Annotated in this window: 8 protein-coding genes; 4 read left to right on the top strand and 4 right to left on the bottom strand. The window is 72.5% G+C overall.

What is annotated here, in order from left to right; genetic code table 11:
* Nucleotides 1–71: 71 nt before the first annotated feature.
* From glpK (AB0C38_RS45660) to AB0C38_RS45650, 3 genes are read right to left on the bottom strand one after another with little or no spacing between them, the layout of a single operon-like run.
* Entirely contained in the window at nucleotides 72–2,021 is a 1,950-nt protein-coding gene (glpK, locus tag AB0C38_RS45660) for a glycerol kinase GlpK (RefSeq protein WP_360686558.1), read from the bottom strand.
* The gene (locus tag AB0C38_RS45655; protein WP_360686555.1) at nucleotides 2,003–2,239 is read right to left on the bottom strand and encodes a hypothetical protein; all 237 of its coding nucleotides are present in this window, start codon (nucleotides 2,237–2,239) and stop codon (nucleotides 2,003–2,005) included. The genes glpK (AB0C38_RS45660) and AB0C38_RS45655 overlap by 19 nt, the downstream gene beginning before the upstream one ends.
* A gap of 11 nt (nucleotides 2,240–2,250) precedes the next feature.
* Nucleotides 2,251–3,003, bottom strand: coding sequence for an IclR family transcriptional regulator (locus AB0C38_RS45650; RefSeq protein WP_360686552.1), 753 nt, complete (start codon nucleotides 3,001–3,003; stop codon nucleotides 2,251–2,253).
* Nucleotides 3,004–3,157: 154 nt separating this feature from the next.
* On the opposite strand from AB0C38_RS45650, the gene AB0C38_RS45645 reads away from it, so the two are divergent.
* The 4 genes from AB0C38_RS45645 (at nucleotide 3,158) to AB0C38_RS45630 (ending at nucleotide 8,388) form a co-directional block, all read left to right on the top strand.
* Nucleotides 3,158–3,979, top strand: coding sequence for an MIP/aquaporin family protein (locus tag AB0C38_RS45645; RefSeq protein ID WP_360686549.1), 822 nt, complete (start codon nucleotides 3,158–3,160; stop codon nucleotides 3,977–3,979).
* Between the two features lie 15 nt (nucleotides 3,980–3,994).
* Nucleotides 3,995–5,509, top strand: a complete 1,515-nt coding sequence (glpK, locus tag AB0C38_RS45640; RefSeq protein WP_360686546.1) for a glycerol kinase GlpK — start codon at nucleotides 3,995–3,997, stop codon at nucleotides 5,507–5,509.
* Between the two features lie 9 nt (nucleotides 5,510–5,518).
* Entirely contained in the window at nucleotides 5,519–7,225 is a 1,707-nt protein-coding gene (gene glpD, locus AB0C38_RS45635; protein WP_360686543.1) for a glycerol-3-phosphate dehydrogenase, read from the top strand.
* 65 nt (nucleotides 7,226–7,290) lie between these two features.
* On the top strand, nucleotides 7,291–8,388 hold the full coding sequence (locus AB0C38_RS45630) for a hypothetical protein (RefSeq protein WP_360686541.1): 1,098 nt from the start codon (nucleotides 7,291–7,293) through the stop codon (nucleotides 8,386–8,388).
* On the opposite strand, the gene AB0C38_RS45625 is transcribed toward AB0C38_RS45630, so the two are convergent.
* Nucleotides 8,312–9,244, bottom strand: a complete 933-nt coding sequence (locus AB0C38_RS45625; protein ID WP_360686538.1) for an aminoglycoside phosphotransferase family protein — start codon at nucleotides 9,242–9,244, stop codon at nucleotides 8,312–8,314. The genes AB0C38_RS45630 and AB0C38_RS45625 overlap by 77 nt on opposite strands.
* Nucleotides 9,245–9,296: the final 52 nt, after the last annotated feature.

Raw genomic sequence — 9,296 nt, 5'->3', positions numbered from 1 at the left:
GTCGCGAATGACTCATTCGCGGCGCCGGAGGTCCCGAATGAGTCATTCGCGACGGTGCCGAGTGGGGCCGGCTAGAGCGTCAGGCGGTCGCCGAGGTCGCGGACGTGGTCGGCGTCGCCGCAGCCGAGGTCGAGCTGGCGGCGGCGTTCCGCGACGAACGCCCGGCCCAGCCCCGTGCGGTCCGATGTGGACATCGTGCGGCGCAGGTCGTTCAGCAGCCCGCGTTCCTCGCCGCGGACGTGCGCGTCCACCACGTTCTCCAAGCGCAGCAACGCCTTCTCGGAGTCGGTGGCCTCCAGGACCGCCAGGAGGTCGTCCGCGAACGGTGCGCCGGGCTCGTCCGGACGCACGATCCGCTCGGTGGCCGTCGCGTGGGCGACCAGCAGGGCCGCCAGCTCCGCGACCAGGGCCGGCCGGTCGGCCTCGGTGTTGCGCAGGTCCCGGAACAGCTGCTCGAACCGGCGGTGGTCGGCCAGCAGCACCTCGACCAGGTCGGACCCCGGCGGGACGGCGGCCGGGCCCGGGCGCATCCAGCCGAACGTCAGCTCCACCGCCTGGCGCCAATGCCCGTACTCGGTGTCGCGGCGGGCCGGGTCCATCGCCGGCAGCCACTGCCCGGCCCGGTGCCAGTTGCGCCGCAGGCCTTCCAGGTCCGGCCAGTACCCGACGGACAGCCCCGCCGCGTACGCCGCGCCGAGCGACACCGTCTCCGCCACCATCGGACGGACCACCGGCACGTCGAGGACGTCCGCGACGAACTGCATCAGCAGGTTGTCGGCGGTCATCCCGCCGTCGACCTTGAGCGTCTTCAGGGCCAGGCCGGAGTCGGCGTTCATCGCGTCGACGACCTCGAGGGTCTGCCAGCCGCTCGCCTCCAGCACTGCCCGCGCCAGGTGGCCCTTGGTGATGTACGACGTCAGCCCGGCGATCACGCCACGGGCCTCGCTGTGCCAGTGCGGCGCGAACAGCCCGGAGAAGGCGGGCACGATGTAGCAGCCGCCGTTGTCCTCGACCGTCCGGGCGAGGGTCTCGATCTCCGGCGCGCTGCCGATCAGCTCCAGGCCGTCGCGGAACCACTGCACGAGCGACCCGGTGACGGCGATCGACCCTTCGAGCGCGTACACCGCGGGCTCGTCGCCGATCTTGAACCCGACGGTGGTGAGCATGCCGTGGGTGGAGAGCACGGGCGTCGAACCGGTGTTGAGCAGCAGGAAGCTGCCGGTGCCGTACGTGCACTTCGCCTCGCCGGGCGCGAAGCACGTCTGGCCGAACAGCGCGGCCTGCTGGTCGCCGAGGGCCGCGGCGATCCGGATGCCGGGCACGACGCGGCTGGTGGTGCCGTACACCTCGGTCGAGGACCGGATCTCCGGCAGCATCGCGCGCGGGACGTCGAAGAAGTCGAGCAGCTCGTCGTCCCAGCTCAGGGTGCGCAGGTTCATCAGCATGGTGCGCGAGGCGTTGGTGACGTCGGTGACGTGCACGCCGCCTTCGGCGCCGCCGGTGAGGTTCCAGATCAGCCAGCTCTCCATGGTGCCGAAGAGGACGTCGCCGCGTTCGGCGCGTTCGCGCAGGCCGGGCGTGCGGTCGAACAGCCAGCGGACGCGCGGCGCGGAGAAGTACGTCGCCAGCGGGAGGCCGCACAGCTGCCGGACGCGGTCGGCGCCCGGCTCGCGGGCCAGCTGTTCGAGCATGGCGTCGGTGCGGGTGTCCTGCCAGACGATCGCGCGCCCGATCGGGTTGCCGGTGTGCCGGTCCCAGAGGACGGTGGTCTCCCGCTGGTTGGCGATCCCGAGGCCGACGACCTGCTCCGCGGTGGCCCCGGCGTCGGCCAGGGCCTGCGGGACGATCCTGCTGACGTTGCGCCAGATCTCGGTGGCGTCGTGCTCGACCCAGCCGGGCCGGGGGAAGTGCTGCTGGTGCTCCCGCTGCACGACCGAGACGAGCCGGCCGCGGGCGTCGAACAGGATGCACCGGGTGGAGGTGGTGCCCTGGTCGATGGACATCACGTACCGCTGGACCACGGGCTCACCTTCCTCGGGCCGGCAACGCCGACGGCCGGCGGCGAGAGCGGCGGCTGGGCGCGCCCGGCGAAAGTGTGAGCGGGGTGCTCGAGCCGCGCGTGGTCGCGGGCGCACAGCTCGGCCGCGGCCGCCGGGCGGGCGGGGCGCCGGCATGGGCCGGCCGCCGCCGGCGTGCGCTGCCGCTGGGCCGGGCGCTCGCTTCGGAGGTCGTCGGGCACCCGCACCTCCTTCACCATCGGGACGCGCCGAGGTCGCGGGAGACCGCGCGCGCCGCGTCGCGGACGTGGCCCAGCAGCTTCGGGTCGGGGCTGCCGTCGTGCTCGCAGATGCGCTCCACCGCGCCGGACACGCCGATCGCGCCGACCACGATGCCGCCGTGGCCGCGGATCGGGGCCGCGATGCCCGCCTCGCCGGCGATCATCTCGCCGTTCTCCGCCGCCCAACCCGCTTCGCGTACCTTCGCACACTCGCGCTTGATCGCCGTCTGGGTGGCCAGCGTGCGGCGCGTGTACGACTCCGGTGTGGCCTTCAACGTCGTGTCGTAGGCCAGCAGCACTTTGCCGAGCGCGGTGGCGTGCAGCGGCAGCAGCGTGCCGACGTCCAGGGTCTGCAGGCTGTCGTCCGGCCGGAACACGTGGTGCACGACCAGCACCCGGCCCTCCAGGGGCGCGCCGATCCGGACCGCTTCGCCGCTGCGCGAGGCCAGCGCGTCGGCCCAGTTGATCGCCCGGGAGCGCAGCTCGTTGACGTCCAGGTAGCTCGTGCCCAGGTGCAGCAGCGCCGCCCCGAGCTGGTACTTGCCCGAATCGCGGTCCTGCTCGACGAACCCGACCCCCTGCAGCGTGCGCAGGATCCCGTGCGCGGTGCCCTTGGCCAGCTCGAGCGACTCGGCGATCTCGCCGACGCCCAGCCGGCCCGAGCCGCGCGCCAGCAGGCGCAGGATCGCGGCGGCGCGCTCGATGGACTGGATCGGACCCGGCACGCCCGCGACCCTAGCCCGACCGGCCCTGATTCGACAATGTCGAACATCCACTCCGGTCGTTCGACAATGCCGACCGCCGTCCGTTGACCGTCCCGGCCGGCGAACCTAGCTTTCACCCATCAGGGGGAAGAACGGTCCTTTGTGGAGGAAAGCAATGGTGCGAAACCTCAAGGCCCACGGACTCGCCGGCGAGATGGCCGCCGAGTTCGTGGGGACGATGATCCTCATCCTGTTCGGGTGCGGGGTGGTGGCGCAGGTCGCCGCCGCGGGCATCGGGGACCACGACAGCATCGCCTGGGCCTGGGGGCTCGGCGTCACGCTCGGTGTCTACGTCGCTTCGCGGATCAGCGGCGCGCACCTGAACCCGGCCGTGACCGTCGCCCTCGCGGTCTTCAAGGGCTTCGAATGGCGCAAGGTCGCCCCCTACGCCCTGGCGCAGACCGCCGGCGCGTTCCTCGCCGCGCTGCTCGTGCGCTGGAACTACACCGAGGTGCTCAACGCCAAGGACCCCGGTCTCACGATCAAGACCCAGGGGGTGTTCTCCACCCTTCCGGGTAACGGCACGCTCCCGGTGGGTGACTGGGGCGCCTTCCGCGACCAGATCATCGGCACCGCGATCCTCGTCCTGGTGATCTTCGCCATCACCGACCTCCGCAACACCTCGCCGGGCGCGAACCTGGCCCCGCTCGTCATCGGCTTCCTCGTCGTCGCGATCGGCATGGCCTGGGGCACCAACGCCGGCTACGCGATCAACCCGGCCCGTGACTTCGGCCCGCGCCTGGCCTCCTGGCTGACCGGCTACGACACGGCGTGGTCCGACCAGTACGGCTTCCCCTACTGGTGGATCCCGATCGTGGCGCCGGTCCTCGGCGCGATCGTCGGCGGCGCGATCTACAAGTTCTTCATCGAGCGGTACCTGCCCGCCGGGGAACCGCTGGACGCCATGCCCGCCAAGGACTTCGAGACCACCGCCTGAGAAGGAGCACGACCCATGCCGGACTTCGTCGGTGCCGTCGACCAGGGCACCACCAGCACCCGCTTCATGATCTTCGACCACGGCGGCAACGAGATCGCCCGCCACCAGCTCGAGCACGAGCAGATCCTGCCCAAGCCGGGCTGGGTCGAGCACGACGCCACCGAGATCTGGGAACGCACCCGCTCGGTCATCGCGACCGCGCTGAACAAGGCAAACCTGACCGCGGGTGACCTGGCCGCGCTCGGCATCACCAACCAGCGCGAGACCACCGTCGTGTGGAACCGCCGCACCGGCCGCCCGTACCACAACGCGATCGTCTGGCAGGACACCCGCACCGACCGGATCGCCTCGGCGCTGGAGCGCGGCGGCCAGGGTGAGGTCATCCGCCGCAAGGCCGGCCTCCCGCCCGCGACGTACTTCTCCGGCGGCAAGCTGCAGTGGATCCTCGAAAACGTCGACGGCGTGCGCGAAGACGCCGAAAAGGGCGACGCGCTGTTCGGCACCACCGACTCGTGGCTCATCTGGAACCTCACCGGCGGCCCGGACGGCGGCGTCCACGTCACCGACCCGACCAACGCGTCGCGCACCATGCTGATGGACCTCGAGACCCTCGACTGGGACGACGAGCTGCTGTCGTTCTTCGGCGTGCCGAGGCAGATGCTGCCCGCGATCAAGCCGTCGTCGAACGCCGGCTTCGGCACCACCCGCGCGGACGGCCCGCTCGGCGCGGAGGTCGCGATCACCGGCGTCCTCGGCGACCAGCAGGCGGCCACCGTCGGGCAGGTCTGCTTCCGGCCCGGCGAGGCCAAGAACACCTACGGCACCGGCAACTTCCTGCTGCTCAACACCGGCCACGAGCTGGTCCGCTCGAAACACGGCCTGCTCACGACGCTGTGCTACCAGTTCGGCGACGAGAAGCCGGTGTACGCGCTGGAAGGTTCGATCGCCGTCACCGGCTCGGCCGTGCAGTGGCTGCGCGACCAGCTCGGCATCATCAGCGGCGCGTCGCAGAGCGAAAGCCTGGCGCGCCAGGTGGAGGACAACGGCGGCATCTACTTCGTCCCGGCGTTCTCCGGCCTGTTCGCGCCGTACTGGCGCTCGGACGCCCGCGGCGCGATCGTCGGGCTCACCCGCGCCACGACCAACGCTCATCTCGCCCGGGCGACCCTGGAGGCGATCTGCTACCAGACCCGCGACGTCGTCGAGGCCATGCAGAACGACTCCGGCGTCACCCTCGACGTGCTGCGGGTCGACGGTGGGGTCACGGCCAACGAGCTGTGCATGCAGCTGCAGGCGGACATCCTCGGCGTGCCGGTGTCGAAGCCGGTCGTCGCCGAGACCACCGCGCTCGGCGCCGCCTACGCGGCCGGGCTGGCCGTCGGCTTCTGGAAGTCCACCGACGAGCTGGAGCAGAACTGGAACGAGGACAAGCGCTGGCAGCCGTCGTCGACGGAAGAACAGCGCGCCGAGGGCTACGCGGGCTGGCAGAAGGCTGTCGGCCGCACGCTCGACTGGGTCGACGTGGAGTGAGGCTCTGAAATGACGAGGAGGAACACCGTGACCGCACTTTCCCCGCAGTACCGCGCCGAGGCGTTGCGGAAGCTGGCCCGCGAAGAGGTCGACGTGCTGGTCGTCGGCGGGGGAGTGACCGGTGCCGGCGTCGCGCTCGACGCGGCCTCGCGCGGGTTGTCCGTCGCGCTGGTCGAGGCCCGCGACTTCGCCGCCGGCACGTCCAGCCGGTCGTCCAAGCTGATCCACGGCGGCCTGCGCTACCTGGAGCAGCTGGACTTCAAGCTGGTGCGCGAAGCGCTCAAGGAACGCGGGCTGCTGCTGCAGAAGCTGGCCCCGCACCTGGTGCGGCCGGTCCGGTTCCTGGTGCCGCTGACGCACCGGGTGTGGGAGCGCGGCTACATCGGCGCCGGCGTCACGCTGTACGACACGCTCGGCGGGGCCCGGGCGCTGCCGCGGCACCGGCACCTGTCCAAGCGCGGGGCGGCCAAGGTGGCGCCCGGCCTGGCCGACGACGCGCTGATCGGCGCGATCCAGTACTACGACGCCCAGGTCGACGACGCCCGCCACACGATGACGATCGCGCGGACGGCCGCCGAGCAGGGCGCTTCGGTGCTGACGCGGGCTCGCGTGACGTCGCTGCTTCGCGACGGCGAACGTGTGGTCGGCGCGAAGGTCGTCGACCGGGAAAGCGGGGCCGAGATCGAGGTCCGCGCGAAGACCGTCGTGGCGGCCACCGGCGTGTGGAGCGACGACATGGCGGAGGCGGCCGGGATCCCCGCGCCGTTCACCGTCCGCGCGTCGAAGGGGATCCACCTGGTGGTGCCGCGGGAGAAGATCGACCTCGACACCGGGCTGATCCTGCGCACCGAGAAGAGCGTGCTGTTCGTCATCCCGTGGGGCAAGCACTGGCTCGTCGGCACCACCGACACCGAGTGGGACCTCGACCGGGAGCACCCGGCGGCGAGCCGCGCGGACGTCGACTACGTGCTCGGGCACCTCAACGCCGTCCTGCGCACTCCCGTTACGCACGACGACATCGAGGGCGTCTACGCGGGCCTGCGTCCGCTGCTCGCGGCGAAGGCCGCCGCGACGACGAAGCTGTCCCGGGAGCACGCGGTAGCGCACCCGGTGCCGGGCCTGGTGATCGTGGCCGGCGGAAAGTACACGACCTACCGGGTGATGGCCTCGGACACCGTCGACGTCGTGGTCGAGGAGCTCGGCCGGCCCGCCCCGCCGTCGTGGACCGACCGGCTGCCGATCGTCGGCGCCGAGGGGTACCACGAGCTGTGGGCCGACCGCTTCTCGGTCGCCACGAAGACCGGGCTGCCGCTGCCGCGCGTCGAACACCTCCTGCAGCGGTACGGGACGCGGATCTGGAACCTCGTCGAGCTGGTCGAGGAGCAGCCGTCGCTCGGTGAACCGATCACGGACACCTCGGAGTACCTGAAGGTCGAGGCGGTGTACGCGGTTTCGCACGAGGGTGCGCTGCATCTGGAGGACATCCTGACCCGGCGGACGCGGATCTCCATCGAGGAACGCGACCGCGGCGTGACGGCGGCCCCGGTGGTCGCCGGGCTCGTCGCCCCGCTGCTGGGCTGGGACGCGCACCGGGTCGAGCGCGAGGTCGCGAACTACCTCGCGCGGGTGGAGGCGGAGCGCTCGGCGCAGGAGGCCCCGGACGACGAGGCCGCCAACGCCACGCGGCTCGCGGCCCCGGCGCTCCTGCCGGGCTGACTCAACCGATCGCCGCCGTCGCGCGTGAACACCCCGGAACCAGCCTGACAGGGGAGGAACAGGGGATGTTCAGAGGTGTTTTCGCGACGGCGGCGGTGGTGACGGTGCTCGCCGCGGTGCCGGCGAGTGCGGACGAAGTGCCGGGACCGGTCGACCTGGGCACGCTGCCCGGCGGGCTGACCAGCGTGGGCCTGCGGGTGACGTACCACGGGACGGTGTTCGGCGAGGCGTACGACGCGGCGTTCCACCAGCACGCGGCGCGGTGGGACGCGGCGGGCCGGATCTCCGAGCTGCGGCCGCTGGACGGCTACGACACCGTGACGGCCGTGGCGATCAACGAAGCCGGGGTGGCGATCGGGAACTCGATGGCCACCGTGCTCGCCGGGCGGGCCACGCGCTGGGACGCTTCCGGCGTGCCCGCGGCACTTCCGCTGCTGCCCGGTTTCCCCTACCACCCGTCGACCGAGGCGGCGGCGATCAACGACCACGGCGTGATCGCCGGGTTCGCCTATGGCGCGCCCGGGCCGGACACGGCCGTGCGGTGGGAGACCGACGGCACCGTCACCGAGCTCGGCTTCGGCCGGGTCCGGGCGATGAACGAGGCGGGCGCGGTCATCGGCTGGCGCTTCGACACCCCGCTGTACTGGGACCCGGCCGGCAACCTCGTCGAGATGACCGGCGCGAGAGTGCTGGCGGACATCGACGACGCGGGCACGGCGGTCGGCTCGGCCGGCTCGCACGCGGCGAAGTGGGACTCGGCGGGACACCTCACGGTGCTCGACACCACCTGGGCGGCCAGCTCGGCGCTGGCGATCACCGCCGACGGAACGATCTTCGGCGAGGTGACCGGCAAGGACGGCACGACGCGGGTGGCGCGCTGGGACCCGGCGGGCCGGCTCCTGGTGCTCCCGACCCCGGACGGGGCGCCGAGCCGGTTCACCGCCGTCAGCCCGGCCGGTGTCGTGCTCGGCGAGCTCGACTGGACGAAATCCGTCGTCTGGACCACCGCCGGCGAGCTCTCGGTGCTTCCGCTGCCGCCCGTCGAGAACGCCTCGTGCCACGGCTACGGGCTGACCGACTGGGAGGTCACGGGGTCGTGTTCGGCGCCCGGACGGAACTCCCACGCCGTGCTGTGGAAGCTCGGGGAACCGGTCGGCAGCTGAGCTGCGCGAGCACGTGGCGGGCGTTGGCGGAGATGACCGGATTCGTGTGCCGGTAGTACGGCAGCTGGATCACGGCCATCGCCAGCGCCCAGCCGCGGCCGCGCGCCCAGGTCGCGTCGTCGGTGCCCACGGCGTCGCGGAAGACCGGGCGCGTGGCCGCGGTCAGGAGGTTCCACGCGGGGATGAGGTCGCACGCCGGGTCGCCGACGCCCGCGGTGGCCCAGTCGAGGACGCCGGCGAGCCGGCCGTCGCGCAAGAGGAGGTTGCTCGGCATCAGGTCGGAGTGGAGCCGGCACGGCGGCCCCGTCCACTGTGGAGCGCCGAGCGCTTCGGCCCAGACCGCGAGCGCGGCCTCCGCGTCGAACGGCTCGTCGGTGCGGGTCAGCTCGGCGATCGCGCGGCGGACGCCGGCGTCCACTGAGGACAGCGGCTTCCCGCGGTAGGCGGGCGGACCGTCCGCGGGGAGCGCCCGCAGCGCGACGACGAACTCCGCCAGCTCGCGCGCCGGGGCGGGCCGGCCCTCGACCGCCGGTTCGCCGTCGAGCCAGGTGTGCACCGCCCACGGCCACGGGTAGCCCTCGGCGGGTTCGCCGACCGCCGCGACCACCGGCACCGCCACCGGCAGTCCGTCGAGCGTGCTCAGGATGTGGCGTTCCTTCGCGACGTCGCCGGCGCCACCCGCGGTGAGGGGGAGCCGGACCGTCAGGCCGGCACCCAGGCGGTACACGGCGTTGACCGTGCCGCCGGAGGCCAGGGGAGTGAGCGGCAGGTCCGCCCACTCCGGGGACCGGCCGCGCAGCAGCCGCCGCACGAGTGCCGCGTCGATGGCGTGCTCGTCGGCGTGCATCCGGCCCATGCGTTCACCGAACCACCCGCGTCAAAGTCATTTCCGTGAGCCCGGGCACCCC

Source organism: Amycolatopsis sp. NPDC048633 (assembly GCF_040650695.1).
In the GTDB taxonomy this organism is placed as follows: Bacteria; Actinomycetota; Actinomycetes; order Mycobacteriales; family Pseudonocardiaceae; genus Amycolatopsis.
This window is presented reverse-complemented; position numbering and strand designations above follow the sequence as displayed.

What these genes read in the sequence shown, in the direction of transcription:
- AB0C38_RS45630 (WP_360686541.1), top strand. Translation starts at nt 7,291, where the DNA reads ATGTTCAGAGGTGTTTTCGCGACGGCGGCGGTGGTGACGGTGCTCGCC.
- AB0C38_RS45645 (WP_360686549.1), top strand. Translation starts at nt 3,158, where the DNA reads ATGGTGCGAAACCTCAAGGCCCACGGACTCGCCGGCGAGATGGCCGCC.
- AB0C38_RS45625 (WP_360686538.1), bottom strand. Translation starts at nt 9,244, where the DNA reads ATGGGCCGGATGCACGCCGACGAGCACGCCATCGACGCGGCACTCGTG.
- glpK (WP_360686546.1), top strand. Translation starts at nt 3,995, where the DNA reads ATGCCGGACTTCGTCGGTGCCGTCGACCAGGGCACCACCAGCACCCGC.
- glpD (WP_360686543.1), top strand. Translation starts at nt 5,519, where the DNA reads ATGACGAGGAGGAACACCGTGACCGCACTTTCCCCGCAGTACCGCGCC.